The sequence below is a fragment of the Halioxenophilus sp. WMMB6 genome (assembly GCF_033283405.1).
Taxonomy (GTDB): domain Bacteria; phylum Pseudomonadota; class Gammaproteobacteria; order Pseudomonadales; family Cellvibrionaceae; genus Halioxenophilus.
The window spans coordinates 281638-296548 of sequence record NZ_JAWMQR010000002.1; the positions used below are offsets into that span (position 1 = coordinate 281638).

Annotated in this window: 15 protein-coding genes and 1 tRNA gene; 4 read left to right on the forward strand and 12 right to left on the reverse strand. The window is 53.5% G+C overall.

The features are described from left to right. Nucleotides 1–31: 31 nt before the first annotated feature. Nucleotides 32–406, forward strand: coding sequence for a DUF1428 domain-containing protein (locus SBL51_RS06990; protein ID WP_317930181.1), 375 nt, complete (start codon nt 32–34; stop codon nt 404–406). 60 nt (nt 407–466) lie between these two features. Here the strand turns inward: SBL51_RS06990 and SBL51_RS06995 are convergent, their stop codons facing one another. Continuing rightward, nucleotides 467–946, reverse strand: coding sequence for a c-type cytochrome (locus SBL51_RS06995; RefSeq protein ID WP_317930182.1), 480 nt, complete (start codon nt 944–946; stop codon nt 467–469). 377 nt (nt 947–1323) lie between these two features. On the opposite strand from SBL51_RS06995, the gene SBL51_RS07000 reads away from it, so the two are divergent. From SBL51_RS07000 to SBL51_RS07010, 3 genes are all read left to right on the forward strand, one after another. Then, a complete protein-coding gene (locus tag SBL51_RS07000; RefSeq protein WP_317930183.1) occupies nt 1324–1818 on the forward strand; it encodes a hypothetical protein in 495 nt (164 codons plus the stop codon). Next, nucleotides 1809–3134 carry a pyridoxamine 5'-phosphate oxidase family protein gene (locus SBL51_RS07005; protein ID WP_317930184.1) on the forward strand — a complete coding sequence of 442 codons (1326 nt, stop codon included), beginning with the start codon at nt 1809–1811 and terminating at the stop codon, nt 3132–3134. Before SBL51_RS07000 ends, SBL51_RS07005 begins: the two co-directional genes overlap by 10 nt. A 649-nt stretch (nt 3135–3783) precedes the next feature. Next, nucleotides 3784–4110, forward strand: coding sequence for a hypothetical protein (locus tag SBL51_RS07010; RefSeq protein WP_317930185.1), 327 nt, complete (start codon nt 3784–3786; stop codon nt 4108–4110). 58 nt (nt 4111–4168) lie between these two features. On the opposite strand, the gene SBL51_RS07015 is transcribed toward SBL51_RS07010, so the two are convergent. The 11 genes from SBL51_RS07015 to rlmE form a co-directional block, all read right to left on the reverse strand. Next, nucleotides 4169–5008: a hypothetical protein gene (locus tag SBL51_RS07015; protein WP_317930186.1), complete on the reverse strand. Its 840-nt coding sequence runs from the start codon at nt 5006–5008 to the stop codon at nt 4169–4171. A 234-nt stretch (nt 5009–5242) separates the two neighbouring features. Further along, nucleotides 5243–5467: an AlpA family transcriptional regulator gene (locus tag SBL51_RS07020; RefSeq protein ID WP_317930187.1), complete on the reverse strand. Its 225-nt coding sequence runs from the start codon at nt 5465–5467 to the stop codon at nt 5243–5245. A 92-nt stretch (nt 5468–5559) separates the two neighbouring features. Then, nucleotides 5560–6012, reverse strand: a complete 453-nt coding sequence (locus tag SBL51_RS07025) for a hypothetical protein (RefSeq protein WP_317930188.1) — start codon at nt 6010–6012, stop codon at nt 5560–5562. A gap of 14 nt (nt 6013–6026) precedes the next feature. Continuing rightward, a complete protein-coding gene (locus SBL51_RS07030) occupies nt 6027–7277 on the reverse strand; it encodes a tyrosine-type recombinase/integrase (protein ID WP_317930189.1) in 1251 nt (416 codons plus the stop codon). Between the two features lie 173 nt (nt 7278–7450). Further along, nucleotides 7451–7535 (reverse strand) — tRNA-Leu (locus tag SBL51_RS07035). Nucleotides 7536–8041: 506 nt separating this feature from the next. After that, nucleotides 8042–8473 carry a preprotein translocase subunit SecG gene (secG, locus tag SBL51_RS07040; RefSeq protein WP_317930190.1) on the reverse strand — a complete coding sequence of 144 codons (432 nt, stop codon included), beginning with the start codon at nt 8471–8473 and terminating at the stop codon, nt 8042–8044. Between the two features lie 73 nt (nt 8474–8546). Further along, nucleotides 8547–9287, reverse strand: coding sequence for a triose-phosphate isomerase (gene tpiA, locus SBL51_RS07045; RefSeq protein WP_317930191.1), 741 nt, complete (start codon nt 9285–9287; stop codon nt 8547–8549). A 174-nt stretch (nt 9288–9461) separates the two neighbouring features. Beyond that, entirely contained in the window at nt 9462–10808 is a 1347-nt protein-coding gene (glmM, locus tag SBL51_RS07050) for a phosphoglucosamine mutase (protein WP_317930192.1), read from the reverse strand. 77 nt (nt 10809–10885) lie between these two features. Then, the gene (gene folP / locus SBL51_RS07055) at nt 10886–11767 is read right to left on the reverse strand and encodes a dihydropteroate synthase (protein ID WP_317930193.1); all 882 of its coding nucleotides are present in this window, start codon (nt 11765–11767) and stop codon (nt 10886–10888) included. Nucleotides 11768–11870: 103 nt separating this feature from the next. Further along, on the reverse strand, nt 11871–13781 hold the full coding sequence (gene ftsH, locus SBL51_RS07060; protein WP_411860466.1) for an ATP-dependent zinc metalloprotease FtsH: 1911 nt from the start codon (nt 13779–13781) through the stop codon (nt 11871–11873). Between the two features lie 385 nt (nt 13782–14166). Then, nucleotides 14167–14796: a 23S rRNA (uridine(2552)-2'-O)-methyltransferase RlmE gene (gene rlmE / locus SBL51_RS07065; RefSeq protein WP_317930194.1), complete on the reverse strand. Its 630-nt coding sequence runs from the start codon at nt 14794–14796 to the stop codon at nt 14167–14169. Between the last annotated feature and the right edge of the window lie 115 nt (nt 14797–14911).

Here is a 14911-nt window from a genome sequence, read left to right on the forward strand (position 1 = left end):
GCAACCGATTTTGGGGTAATGGAGAGAGCTTATGCCATACATCGATGGCTTTATCATCGCTGTGCCACACAGCAATAAGGAACGTTTTATCAGTCATGCCAGCAGCTGCGACAGTATTTTTATCGACTTTGGCGCAACCCGGGTTATTGAGTGCTGGCAGGACGACCTGCCCAGCGGCGAGGTGAGCGACTTTCGCCAGGCGGTGCAGGCCAAGGGCGACGAAGCGGTGGTCTTCTCCTGGGTGGAGTGGCCCGACAAAGCCACCCGCGACACCGCCATGGCCAAAATGTTGGACCCAAGCAACAGTGACCCACGCATGGACCCCAATCAGAACCCCATGCCGTTTGATGGTATGCGCATGATCTTTGGTGGCTTTACACCGGTGGTGCAATTGAGCCACCCCTGAGCGGGCAGCCCATCGTCACCATCAGCGGTGCCCCCAGGAGGGGACTCAGCAGGTGAGTGGTCAGAGGTTTTTCGGGACAAAATCGATGTAGGGGGTGGCCGGCTCCACACCCGGGGGCAGAGCATGAGGGGCCTCGCCCTCGGCTGCACCCAGGCTCTTGATAAAGTCGTACATAGCAATCAGATCACTATCGCTCATGGTGGCGATGGCCGGTGCCGGCATCGGTGGCAACATCGGCCGACGCGCCATTTGAATCCACTCCTCGGCCGACATTTTGGCCGCAGACGAACGCAGGTTTTGCGGATAACTGGTACCCCAAGGCCCTTTAAAGCCAACGCCGTTACCCGTTAACCAGGTCGCCTGTGGCAGACGCCCACCCGACTCAGAATAACCCGGGGTATGGCAATCGTTACAACCACCCACCCCGATCAGAAATTTACCTTTGGCGATACTCTCGGCATTGGCAGCCACCCCTTGCACGGTGGCCGCCAGCAGCGCTGAAAGCGCAAATTTTGTTAGTGTTTTAAAACCGCTATCCATACTATTCTCCAATTTATTATCCAGTTCTCCAGCGCCGTTTTTATGCGCAAACATGCTTTTACCGGAGCAACGATTATCAATGGGTCGGCGTCTAAGCCGCCTTGAGATCGAACCAGCAGTCCGTGACCGCGTTGATGGCGAACCTTCATGACGGGAAACCCCGGCAGTGGGCCTGTCGGCGCCAACTGGCGAGTTTAAAACCCTGCAGAGAACACCCCGCCAGCGGGGGAAGATGGCTGGGGCAGTGCCGACCTGGGACTGTGCTGATCGAGGTCGCCACTGTAGCGAATTCCGCAAACGGCGGTTGCTAAAAAAATACTAAAATTTCCTAAAAATTGGCTAACTGGCGAGCCGAGGCAGGGAGGACGATAACGAAGGTGGACAAGCCTCTACAAACAGAGCACTTAACATTGCTGCAAGCCGGGGTGGCCATCACTCTGGCCTCCGCCAATTTCCGCCTAATTCCATCGGTGGCCATGGCCTTGGCGGCCTATCGGGAACCGGAGAGTGGCCATCTGCGCATTCTTGCGCGACGGGCCGAGGCCCAGATGGTAATTGAAGATGCCCTGGCTACTCGCCAAATCAGCACCGTCGCCTGCCAACCCAGCAGCCATAAAACCGTGCAGATAAAAGGCGAACTGTTAGAACAGGTGGCCGTTACCGATAGGGATCTGGCCAATGTCACCCGGGCGATAACAGCCTTCGCGAAGGAGATAGTTCTGGTGGGTTTCGACGATTATTTCGCCCAGGGTTTTTTAAGCTATCAACCCAGCGAGCTAACCTGCCTGGTGGTCGCCATCCAGGCCATTTTTGACCAGACACCTGGCGCGCAGGCCGGCACTTTATTGAGTGGAACGCAGCCGTGCGCCTAAGTGAATTAAGAGATTGCCTGGAGGGTAATATTCCCTCCGTTATTGCCACCTGCGATCACCAGGGTATGGCCAACGCCAGTTATGTTTCGCAGGCCTACTATGTGGATGACCAACACCTGGCTCTGACCTTCCAGTTTTTTAATAAAACCCACCGCAATATTTGCGAAAACCCCAATGCCACGCTGCTGATTAAAAACCCGCACACCGCCGCACGCTATCGCCTGGCCATTCAGTATTTACGCACCGAACACGAAGGGGCTCTGTTTGAACAGATGAAGGCGCGCCTGAACAGCATTGCCCATCGCGCCAAAATGGAAAACACCTTTGTACTAAAAGGGGCGGATATCTACCGCGTGCTGCACATAGAGACCATCGACTGCTTTACCCTAGCAGATCGCCGCGCGGTTACCCCATTTCCACTGCTACTGCGCGAAAGCATCGCCGAACTTGCCAAATGTAAGAACGTGGAGCAGCTGATCGAAACAGTAGCGACATTGTTACAGGAAAAATTCGCAATCAGCCACGCGCTGATGCTGATCAGAGAGCAGGCCAAACTGTTTACCATCCACAGTTTCGGCTACGAAAATTCCGGCATTGGCTCCGAGATACCCATCGGCAAAGGTGTGATCGGCATCGCCGCGCAAATAAATGCACCGATACGAATTACCCAACCCACCCACGACTACAACTACGCCCGCCTGCTAACCACACAACTGCAACAGAAAATGTTATTGGCAAGCCTGGAGACCACTATCGTCTACCCCGGCCTAAGTAACCCCGGCAGCCAGCTTGCAGTCCCCCTTTCGGTAGCGGATAGCGTGCGTGGCATCTTGTACCTGGAGAGTCCAGAGCCCTTTGCCTTTGATCACCAGCACGAAGATACTTTCGTTTGTCTCTGCCAATTTTTCGCCAGTTGCCTAGAGCAATTGCAAAGCTGCAGTGACACAAACCACAGCCACAACAAGCACCACGCAATCCCCAGTATGGCAAGCAGTGCTGAGCCCATTCAGGTGCGTTTTATCCGTGATAACGCCAGTGTGTTTATCAACAACGAATATTTAATTAAAGGGGTGGCCGGCTCCATTTTGTGGCGCCTGCTAAACCTCTACCAGCAGGAGCAACGCAATCACTTTACCAACAAAGAGATACGGGCCGATTCACAACTGAAACTACCGGAGCTGAAAGACAATTTAGAGACGCGTCTAATTTTGTTGCGCCGGCGCCTGGCCGAACGCACTCAGGCGATAACCATAGAGAGCGCCGGACGCGGCGCCTTTCGTCTGGCGATTGACCGGCCACTGCAGTTGATTGAATGAACAGTCGCTGCACCTGTTTGGGCCAATTTCGCAAGAGCTAAAACGCCTTAGTGAAATTAGATAGGGGAAAAAATAAAAAGATCGTAGCTTTCGCTAAGATCTTCCTAGACGTGGTGCCCACTCTTTTGTCCGGAGCAAAAGAGCACACGCACAGCGTGCCCGCAGGGTGAGGCATAGGGGCCGAAAGCCGCTCCGAATCGTCGGACCGCTGCGTATTCGGCATACTCGCCATCCCTGGCGATAACATGCCTCATGCACTGGGTCGGTAACTGATCCTTCGTGATCGACATTCACGTCATCCGTGACGTTTGACCTTGGTCCGGCTTGGGCAGAAATAAAAAAAGGCCTTAGCTTTCGCTAAGGCCTTCCTTTTTAATGGTGCCAAGGCCGGACTTGAATCTTACATCTAAACCTCTGTTATCATTAGATTTAATTCAGTTCAAATTTTTCAATAGCAGCTCAGATAGCAGCTTTTCTAACTGCTTGAGATCGATCCTCCTTGAAGGCCCGCAGCGACACTTCACGATAGTGACAACTTTTATTGACATTTAAACCCAACGAGTAGATTTAAAATCCCGAAACTAATAGTATCGACTTTATAATCAAAACGCGCGCGAGCCTTTTCCCAACACATCAAAGCATCACTCTAATGGATGAGCTGCATAAAATTATGGAACTGGAAGCCAGGGTCAAGAAACAGGAAACTGAAATCGATAGGCTGGCCACTTTGGCAGATAACTACCGAGCTCAAACAACCAATCTAGAATCGAAAATTGACAAGCTAAAACACATCTTGACGTTCTTAATCTGGCTTGCTGGTGCGGTCTGCTTATTTGAAGCATGGGAGTGGCAAAAAGGAATACGAGGCACACCAGGGGAAACAATTGCTCTCATCTTGATGGTTATTGCGTGGTGTTACGCTTTTGCTTTATGGCCTATTTCTATCTGGGTATCTACCCGAATCGATAAGATGTAGTTTACAGACTAATTCAAAGCTTTAGCTGATTACGCGACGACTTCAGCAAATAAGCTTCTCAGGAACTGCTTTCATCATAGAGACGATCATACTCCTCCAGCCACTCTTTATCGCTTTGACCGGTTATTCTATCCTGCTCTTTGTGGTGACTATCCATAGAGTATTGCACGTCACCCTTATCGCTCTTACTGATTACCTTATTTACGTAGCTTTCTTCACGCGCACCTATATTGTCGTGGGGACCATAAGGTACGTGGGCTAGCTGAGAACTCTTACTTGTGTGACTTACTTGAGCCGTGCTTGCGGAATACTTGCTATCTACTTGTGCGTTACTCGTAGCACTTATACATCGCAACTGCTCAAAACTGATACTTGCCACCTCAATACTGTCGTGTAGCGCCTTTCCTTCTTCGCTCGCAACCATAAAATAATATTTTTCGGAGAATAGCCCCATGTATTGGTGCCTTTCGCTAGTCGGTAGTGATTTCATTCCTAAACGATTCCACAAACTGCTGAAATGTGACTTTGGCTTTGCGCGAAACTGTTTATCTGGAAGTCGATCACCTTTTTTGCCATACCGGGTATTTCGCTGGCGGGTGAGCTCGACATTGAATATAGCGAATACCTGCTGCCCCGTTCGCAAGTTACAAAACTGCATCGTTAACCCGGACTTTCTTACACCTGATTTTACTTCGTAATAGCCAGTACTATAGGATTCATATTTAAGAACATTCACAGCTAAACGCTTGGCAATTTCGGCAACAATCAATTCTCGATTATCACTCAGCCATTTATCCGGAACGTCGACTCCACTCTGTGCCTCGATGACCAACTGACCACCTTCTAAAGACAGTCGATCCCCCCTAGCCAACAACCTATCCAATAAAGTCTCTGGCATGGCAGTACTCACCAAGTGCCTTAAGGCTTATGAGCGCCGCCTTCTTGGCGCTTTTGATACGGCCTAAACAGCCATAACGGGCAAGCCACACTACGACATCCAGAAATATCTTTTCTAAATCCTGGCTCGATATGTTGGGCATTACAGCCCATACAGTGGGCACACATAGCAGTTGCCGCTAACCGTAAACTTTTATCGTTACCAACGTTTTTTCTACAAGGGTTATGTTCCATGCTAACCCCCAAAGTTTGAGCTAGTAGCGCGTGAACCTTTTACACGCGAGCGTTTCCACTCTTCCACTTCAGATTCAAGCCAAGCAGAGGCTTTAATACCTAACTTAATCGGCTGCGGAAATTCACCACAACCTGATAACTGATAAATGTAAGACCTGGATAAACCTGTCGATTGAACTACATCCTTGATTCGCAAAAACCTGTCACTACCGGAAAAACCTGCCATCTGAATTGCTCCTATTTTTATTTAAAACTCATCACTAGGTGAATGAGTACGAGCATAAAAGACAGCATCAGCCAATTCCTGCCAGTAATTACCTATTTATTGTCATTGACACCATCACTAGAGCTGTAAAGGTCATAAATCACCTCTTCCGACATACCCTTGTAAATTGGAAATTCAGAAAGCTCTTTACATGCGCCCATTACACCGAGACCAGTTTCTTTCATCAAAAGCGTTACATGAAGGACGACAGCCTGCCTTATCCAATCGTCTTTTTTGCTTGGCCTTCCCCGTTTCTTGAAAATATTGGATGTTCTACTTTTATGCTCAACCCTAAACCTTTCGTTTCGGCGAATTAGCTCTACCAAGTTATCTAATAGCAGATCCTGCAAGGACTCAGACGCCTCTACTGCAGACATCGCGGCTAATAGCACACTCCTATCATCCTTGTACCAAGGTACCGCAGCTTCATTAGCACCGCTTGAAATTAGGGAGCCCTTATCTTTCAACGCTCCGTTTGATGTAACCTTTTCTTTACTTTTAGTCACGATTAGCAGCGCTCTTATTTATTGCGGTGACCGAAAAGAGGGATGACCTTCCCCGTATCCCTTAGCTCATCCAAATAATCTGCCCACCACGCCATCATATTCACTCGATCATCGAGATAACGGGCATGATGAATGTAAGCCGCCCTAACCCCGTTACGCTCCATATGCGCCAACTGGCGTTCAATCGCATCAGGGTTAAAACCGGCCTCATTGAGTATCGAGGATGCCGTGGCGCGGAAACCGTGCGGGTTTGCTTTTGTCTTCCCTGGTTGATTACCGTCATAGCCCAGCTTGAAGATAGCCCGGCGCATAGTGTTTTCGCTCATGGCCTCATTGCGCTTACGCTCGGAGGGAAATAGCAACTCATAACTGCCGCTAATCTCTTTGACACGTTCTAGCACTTCCAGAGCTTGGCGGCACAGAGGTACTAGGTGGTCGGTACCCATCTTCATTCGTTCGCCGGGCACCCGCCAAACAGCTTGCTCGAAGTCGAACTCTTCCCATCGAGCACCACGCAACTCACCCGGGCGCACAAAGGTGAGCACCAGTAGCTCAATTGCCAATTGGGTGAGCAAACGGCCTTGCTTATGGTAGTTCGATAGCAGCTTTAGGAACTCGGGTAGCTCTTCTCTGGGTAGCGAAGCACGGTGGGTGGTTTTGCGGCCCTTGAGGATGCCATCTAGCTCGCTTGCGGGGTTGGTCTCGAGCTTGCCCATTTGCACGGAGTAGCGGCAAACCCGCCGGATGTCTTCTAACACCCGTTGCGCCACATCCGGGGCACCCCGGTTCTCGGTATGGCGAACAATGCGAATTACATCTTGAGGGCGAACATCGGCGATTGGTTTGTCGCCAATGGTTGGGAAGGCGTTTTGCTCTAGGCGAAGAATAACCCGGTTGGCGTGGTCTGGCTTCCAGGTACCCTTTTGGTGTTCCCACCACTCACGAGCCAGCACGGAAAAGGTTGTGGATTGGTTCTGCCGCTTTTGACGCCTGCTGCTTTGCTTCTGTTCGGCGGGGTCTATGCCTTCTTGTAGCTGGAAGCGGGCCTTTTGGTGAATCTCCCGCGCCGCCTTGAGGGTTACTTCCGGGTAGGTGCCAATGGCTAGGGTTTTCTGCTTGCCGTTGAAGCGATAACCATAGCGCCATGCCTTGGTGCCATTGGCTTTCACCAACAGGCGCAGGCCTTGGCCATCGTTTAGCCAGTGGTCTTTGTCTTTGATTTCTGCCTGTTTGACGGCAATATCAGTTAGCTTGTTACCAGCCATTTGCTGCTATCCACCAGAATTGAACCGCGATAGCAGCAACGATAGCAGCAAAACTTATTGGATGACAATGGACTGCCCTAGACCTATATGGAACATACAGACATAAAAAAGCCCCGATTTACGGGGCTTTCGGAGTGAATCTGGACTTAATTGGATCTCGTCAGACTCTTATATGGTGCCCAAGGCCGGACTTGAACCGGCACGGCTTACGCCACTACCCCCTCAAGATAGCGTGTCTACCAATTCCACCACTTGGGCAATTCTGGGGTTATTACTAACCTTGTTCTTTCTGCAACTGCGCAGTAGTGAATCCGACACGCTACGCGTGGTCGCTAACGGCTCCTGCCTCACGCGACACTTGCACATCCTGTGCGTCGTCTACCAATTCCACCACTTGGGCAATTCTGGGGTTATTACTAACCTTGTTCTTTCTGCAACTGCGCAGTAGTGAATCCGACACGCTACGCGTGGTCGCTAACGGCTCCTGCCTCACGCGACACTTGCACATCCTGTGCGTCGTCTACCAATTTCACCACTTGGGCAATTCTGGGGTTATTTACTAACCTTGTTCTTTCTGCAACTGCGCAGTAGTGAATCCGACACGCTACGCGTGGTCGCTAACGGCTCCTGCCTCACGCGACACTTGCACATCCTGTGCGTCGTCTACCAATTCCACCACTTGGGCAATTCTGGGGTTATTAGTAACCTTGTTCTTTCTGCAACTCCGTACCGCTTACAGCACGAGCCACTTCAATTCTCAATACTTATTCCGGAGTAACCGGGCTATCTTCCGCTGTTGGTACGTCATCGGACGTGGGAGGAACATCTTCGGCCATGGGCGCTTCCACCACGGGTACGTCGCTGTCGACAGCGGGAGTTTCCTCACTGGTGGGAATATCAGATTCAACCACCGGCGCTTCAACTGCGGACTGCTCCAACAGGGCGGGCAATTCTTCCACACCCGACTTCTGTTTGGCAATATAAGTTAAGCCAAAAGCCAACAGAAAAAAGATAGTCGCCAGGATAGCAGTCAAACGCGAGAAAAAATTACCGCCACCCGAACTGCCAAATACGGTGCCGGATGCACCGGAACCAAATGAAGCGCCCATTTCGGCGCCTTTACCCTGCTGCAGAAGTATCAAGCCAATAATGGCAAATGAGACCAGCAGAAATACTACGATGACAATGGTTTCCATTGTTTCCCCGTGGGCGCTGCTTGCGCGCGCTCAACTAATTTAATCTGTTAAAAAATACCTTGCCGCCCAATCGTTACTGGGCCGCCGCTGTACCGATAGCCAGGAAATCTTCTGCGATTAGCGAGGCCCCGCCCACCAACGCACCGTCGATATCCGCCATGGCAAACAGCTCTTTGGCGTTACCGGCTTTAACACTGCCGCCATAAAGGATGCGAGTGCTCGCACCCAAGGCCTGCAACTGCTGGCGAATCGCTGCGTGAACCTCTTGCGCCTGCTCGGGGCTGGCCGTCAGGCCGGTACCTATTGCCCAGATTGGCTCGTAGGCAATAACCACTCCGGCCAGTTGCTCACTGCCAACGTGGTCCAACACGGCCTGTACCTGACGCTGAATTACCGCCAGTGTTGCGCCACCTTCGCGCTCTGCCAGGCTCTCACCCACACAGACGATAGGAGTCAAACCGCTGGCTTTAATTGCCAGACACTTCTCGGCCACCAGTTGGTCGCTTTCGGCGTGATACTGGCGTCGCTCTGAATGGCCAATAATCACAAACTGGCAACCAAACTCCTGCAACATTGCCACAGAGCACTCACCGGTGTAGGCACCGCTGCTGTGCTGACTGGCATCTTGCGCACCCAATTGAATTGAGGTGCCGGCAAGTAGAGCCTGAGCCTGGGCCAAGTACACCGCTGGCGGGCAGACCGCCATTTCGACCGCTGCGGCTTGCCACTGGCTGGTTAATTTCTGCAGCAGGGAGAGGTTGTCACTCAGACTGCCGTTCATCTTCCAATTACCCACAACCAGGGGTGTTCGCATGGCTCTATCCTTAAATGCTGCCGTTTTTCAGGGACGCGGCCAAAGCGGGCGCCAATGGTATATGAGTTGTATGCAAGATACAACGCCCGGGCCCGCATTTATTTGCCCGCTCTGAAAAATACTATTTTCTTTAATTTACAACTGGTTACAGAAGTTTATGCACAGGGGTGAACACTACTGCAAAGAGCGCTCCACGACCAGCGCCAACTGTTGCGCCACCTCTCGTACCAGAGGTTGGCTCTCGCCTTCCACCATGACCCGCACCAGTGGTTCTGTTCCGGATGGGCGCAACAAAACCCGCCCCCGGCCATTGAGGCGCTGTTCGGCCTCTGAGACAGCTTGGTTTACATCGGGGTGATTGGCCAATTTGTCTTTGGCCGGGGTACGGACATTGATCATGGTTTGCGGGAATTTCTGCATACCCTGCTTCAATTTGTGCAGCGATTTACCGGCCTGAAGCATGGCGCGCAGCACCTGCAGGGCAGCGATAATGCCGTCACCAGTGGTAGAGACATCGTTGCAGATGATATGGCCGGACGATTCACCACCGAGCAGCCACTGGTTTTCGCGCATGGCCTCAATCACGTAGCGGTCGCCCACCTTGGCCCGCACCAAGTCGATATCCAATGACTTGAGCGCCAACTCCAGCCCCAGGTTACTCATCTGAGTGCCCACCACACCGGCACAGGCGGTCTGTTGCTGGTGGCGGTGGGCGGCAATGATGTAGAGCAGTTCGTCGCCATCCACCAGCTCACCCTTGTGATCGACCATCAGCACCCGGTCGCCATCGCCATCCAAGGCGATGCCCAGGTCAGCCTTCTGGGCGATAACCGCCGCTTGCAGCCGCTCGGGATGGGTTGAGCCACAGTCGCTATTGATGTTGAGGCCGTCCGGCTCCACTGCCATGGGAATCACCCGCGCACCCAACTCGGCAAACACCTTCGGGGCGACGTGGTAGGTGGCACCGTTGGCGCAGTCCAGCACAATCTGCATGCCGGTCAGGTTAAAGCCCCAGGGGGCCGTGCTCTTGCAGTATTCGATGTAGCGACCGGCGGCATCGGTAATGCGCCGCGCCTTGCCGAGGCCCGCCGCCGTCACCAGCGGCTCTTCCAGTTTTGCCTCGATGGCGCTCTCCAACTCATCATCCAGTTTGGTGCCAGCGCTGGAGAAGAACTTGATGCCGTTGTCGTAGAAGGGGTTGTGGGAGGCGCTGATCACAATACCCGCCTGAGCCTGAAAGGTACGGGTGAGGTAGGCAATGGCCGGTGTCGGCATGGGCCCCAGGAGGCCAACATCGATACCGGCACTAATCAACCCCGCCTGCAGTGCCGACTCAAACATGTAGCCGGAGATGCGCGTATCCTTACCGATCAAAATCAACCGGCTGCCACCCGTTTTCGCACTGTGCTCAACCAGTACCTGGCCGGCAGCCCAGCCCAGACGCAGCACAAATTCCGGGGTGATGGCACCTTCGCCGACACGTCCGCGTATACCGTCGGTGCCAAAGTATTTTCTGGTCATAGTTAGACTCTTATAAAGCACTCAGGTCGAACCTGATCATTAACATGGTTTACTGGTGCGGCCACTGTCAGCGCCGCTTAGGACTCATACCACTCTTCGCCAATGCGGTTGTCTTCCAGCGCGTTGTGTATTTTCACGATATCAACGGTAGCGGCGACATCGTGTACCCGCAATATTTTGGCGCCCTGACGCAGCGCTTCGTAGGCCAGTGCCAAACTGCCATACACCCGTTCATTGACCGGTTTATTGAGTATCTCACCCACCGTGGATTTGCGGGAGAAGCCCACCAGCAGCGGGCACTCCAGGGTGGTAAAACGGTGCAACTCGTTCACCAAGGTCAGATTGTGGGCGCGGCTTTTTCCAAAGCCAAAGCCCGGATCGAGAAGAATCTGCTGCCGATCAATACCGGCCGCCGTACAGGCCGCCAGCCGCTGACTGAGAAAGTCGTACACCTCGGCCACAATGTCGCTGTAGCTGGGGCTCGACTGCATGGATTGTGGCTGACCCTGCATGTGCATTAAGCAGACCGGCAAACGGCTATCGACCGCCGCATTCAAGGCGCCATCGACCATCAGGGCGCGCACGTCGTTGATCAGCCCGGCGCCGTGGTCCGCCGCCTGGCGAATAACCGCTGGCGAGCTGGTATCGACCGAAACCACCACATCAAACTGTTTGCGAATAGCCGCCACCACGGGCACCACCCGCTTCAGCTCCTCTTCAATGCCCACCTGCGCCGCGCCGGGCCGGGTGGATTCGCCGCCCACGTCGATAATCTCGGCGCCTTCATCCAACATGATTTGCACCCGTTGGAGGACCAATTTCAGGTCCAGTTCACCGGAGGATTTATGGTAGGAACCGCCATCAGAGAAGGAGTCGGGAGTGACATTGAGCACCCCCATCACTTTGGGTGTTAGCAGGCTGAGGCTGAGATCGCCGCATGTGAGAATTTGTTCGTCCATCGCCTAACAGTGATGCGCCTTTAGGTTCGGTTGGGGCAGGACACCAGCGGAATTCTCGAGCAACAAGGGGCCGGCAGTGAAACACTGCCGGAGTGTGAGAGGATCAATGATCCTTAGCAGGTTTGCCGATAGAGTCAGTGCCGGAAGCGGAATCATCTTTAGCGCCATCGCCTTTGATGTGGCTGTTGAAACCGCCGTCGTGCCAGTCTCGAGGAGGACGCATTTTACGCCGCGCCATCAAATCGTCAACCTGCTCGGCGTCGATGGTTTCGAACTCCATCAGCGCATCTTTCATAGCTTCCAAAATGTCGCGATTCTCTTCCAGCAGCTCTTCGGCGCGTTTGTAGCAGCGATCGATGATCTCGCGTACCTCGGCGTCGATCACAGTACTGGTGGTACCGGAGTAGTGCGGGTTACCGGCACCGGGGAAGCCGGTTTCGTCTTCACCATAGTGCAGAGGCCCCAACTTCTCAGACAAGCCCCACTTGGTCACCATGTTGCGGGCCAGATCGGTAGCGCGCTCGATATCGTTGGAGGCACCGGTAGTGACGCCGTCAAAACCGAGGGTCATATCCTCCGCAATACGGCCACCAAACAGGGAGCAGATCATGCTCTCGAGGCCACGCTTGCTGTAGCTGTACTTGTCAGACTCCGGCAGGAACTGGGTAACACCCAAGGCCCGGCCACGAGGAATAATAGTGACCTTGTGCACTGGGTCGTGCTCCGGCACCAGGCGGCCAACAATAGCGTGACCAGCTTCGTGATAGGCGGTGTTCTCCTTCTCTTTTTCGCTCATGACCATAGTCTTGCGTTCGGCGCCCATCAAAATCTTGTCGCGCGCTTTTTCGAACTCTTCCATGGTTACCACACGCTTGTTGGCGCGGGCGGCAAAGAGGGCGGCCTCATTGACCAGGTTGGCCAAGTCGGCACCGGAGAAACCGGGAGTACCACGAGCGACCACACTGGCCTGCACGCTTTCGTCGATGGGCACTTTGCGCATGTGTACTTTCAACACCTGCTCACGGCCGCGAATATCGGGTAGGCCAACAAACACCTGACGGTCGAAACGGCCAGGACGCAACAGCGCTTTATCGAGTACATCCGGGCGGTTGGTGGCGGCGATCACAATCACGCCTTCGTTGCCTTCAAAACCGTCCATCTCGACCAGCAGCTGGTTCAAGGTCTGTTCGCGCTCATCGTGACCACCGCCATGGCCGCCGCCACGGTGACGACCAACGGCATCGATCTCATCGATAAAGATGATGCACGGTGCCTGCTTTTTGGCCTGATCGAACATATCGCGCACGCGCGAGGCACCGACACCAACAAACATCTCGACGAAATCGGAACCGGAAATCGAGAAGAAAGGCACCTTGGCTTCGCCGGCAATCGCCTTGGCCAGCAGAGTTTTACCGGTACCGGGCGGGCCCGCCATCAACACGCCGCGCGGGATCATGCCGCCCAGGCGCTGGAATTTGGAAGGGTCGCGCAGAAACTCAACCAGCTCCTGCACATCTTCTTTGGCTTCATCCACCCCGGCGACATCGGCAAAGGTGGTTTTGATCTGGTCTTCACCCAGCAGGCGCGCCTTACTCTTACCAAAGCTCATGGGGCTGCCACGACCACCGGCACCACCCTGCATTTGGCGCATGAAGAACATGAATACGGCAATGATGATCAGAATGGGGAAGCTGGCGACCAACAGCTGCTGCAGCAGGCTGGGTGACTCGGGCTCACGGCCGCGAATCTCTACTTTGTGGGCGACGAGGTCGTCGAGCAGTTTTTGGTCCTGCATCGGCCGGACCACCTTGAAGGCGTGGTTGTCGTACCCCTCACCGGTAATGATTAGGCCGTCGACAACGACGGATTTCACCTGGTCGGCCTGAACTTCGTCCAGAAATTGAGAGTAGGTGATCTCCTGTGGGCCGGAAGAAGAGTTGAAACTGTTGAAGGTAAACAGCAAAACTCCGGCGATGACTAACCACAAAACCAGATTTTTCACCATATCGTTCAAGGTACTGTCCTCGTTGTCGACTGCCCGGCCCAAAAGGTTGACCGAGCTTAAAAAAAGCACGCGGAAAGGTAAGGATGGCACAGAAGCCGTGCCCTCTGCCACAAGATTAACCGCGCCTCTTACTATCTCTTTGCTATAACAAAAGCGCCGATAAGCGCCATCTTGCAGATTAATAAGCACAAGTTGATGGCACAGGTGCTCACCCATTCACCCGACTTGGACACACAATCCCGGGCGAAAGGTTCCCTGCCACCAGTGCGACCTCACCCGGCCAAAATTAGGAAGCCAGCTTAATGCGGCAGTAGGCACTTACAATTGAGCCTAGCACGACAGCCGCTCATTACCGCGCGACAAGTTGGCTGGTGGTTAATTTTGGCGATCAGTGTCAGCCCTTGAAACCCTTAGCCACCAGATAACACTCCCGCGAGCGGGCGCGGGAGGCGCCAGGTTTACGGGTTGCCACGGATTGGAAGTGACTGCGCAGGGCCTTCAGGTAGTCGTCAAAGCCTTCGCCTTGAAAGACCTTGGCCACCAGTGCGCCGCCCGGTTTCAGCACCGAGATGGCCATATCCAGGGCCAATTCGACCAGATACATCGCCCGCGGCTGATCGACATCGGCCATCCCACTCATATTGGGGGCCATATCGGAAATTACAACATCTACGCCACTGTGGCCGTACTCGCCCATCAGCGCCAGCAGTTCATCGAACACCGACTGCTCGGTAAAGTCGCCCTGAATAAACTGCACCCCGGCGATGGAATCCATGGGCAGGATATCGGAGGCAAACACCACGCCGCGGTCACCCACCAGTTCGCTGGCCACCTGTGACCAGCCCCCGGGCGCCGCCCCCAGGTCGAGCACGCACATGGCCGGCTTGATCAGGCGATCTTTTTGTTGAATCTCGAGCAGCTTGTAACTTGCCCGGGAGCGGTAGCCATCGGCCTTGCTCTGTTTAACGTATTGGTCGCTGTGGTGTTCCTGCAGCCACTGATTACTGCTTTTCGAGCGTGCCATGAAGAATTCCAGTCATAATCTGCCCTTCACCACCCTGTGGCTACCGGCAAGTGTGTAAATAATAAGGACTTTATCACCGCCGGCGTCAATTAAAGAAATTAAACGCTAAGATAGA